Raw genomic sequence first — 805 nt, forward strand, 5'->3', positions numbered from 1 at the left:
GTATTGATGCATGTCTCAATTTATGCTGGCGTCCCTGCGGCCAACCATGCTTTTGCCTTAGCAAAAGACAATGGTTGGGGCACGACCATTTTATAAAGTCACAGCCGTCAATACTATTGCTTATAAAATTTTATAGATAAGAGTGGAGAAAATCAAAATGAGTCAAAAGTATCCTTATTTTCTGGCGCGTGATCGAGCATGGCAACCGGCGCAATATACTCCAGGTTATAAAACTTCTATCACACGTTCGCCAAAACAAGCCTTGGTTAGCATTCAAAATGCCAGTCCATCTGAGCGCAGTGGGCCAGTATTCGACGGTTTAGAAATTGGTCAATACGACAATGATTTGCTCATGAATTTTCGTACAGAAGGTACACAAGCTGGCTTGCCCATCGGTGAGCGTATCATTATGCATGGCCGTGTTATCGATCAGTTTGGTAAGCCAGTTGCCAATACACTAGTTGAGATGTGGCAAGCCAACTCTGGAGGTCGCTACCGCCATAAAAAAGATAACTACCTAGCACCGCTTGATCCAAACTTTGGCGGGGTAGGTCGTTGTATAACTGATGCTGATGGCCGCTACCGTTTTCGCACGGTACGTCCAGGGCCTTATCCATGGCCAAATGGCATCAATACTTGGCGCCCTGCCCATATTCACGTCTCAGTTATGGGGCCATCGATCTCAACACGGTTGATCACACAGATGTATTTTGAAGGTGATCCATTGATCCCTTTGTGTCCTATTGTTCAAGTATTAAAAGACCCAGAGGCAGTGGAAACTATGGTTGCGCGTTTAGATATGGCG

The 805-nt window shown here is 45.5% G+C and carries 1 protein-coding gene; it reads left to right on the forward strand.

What is annotated here, in order from left to right; translation table 11 throughout:
• Window positions 1-157: 157 nt before the first annotated feature.
• Window positions 158-805, forward strand: a 648-nt coding sequence (gene pcaH, locus ACS8FD_RS19100; RefSeq protein WP_439277019.1) for a protocatechuate 3,4-dioxygenase subunit beta, incomplete at its 3' end; no start/stop codon positions are given.

The organism is Psychrobacter sp. 1U2 (assembly GCF_051847575.1).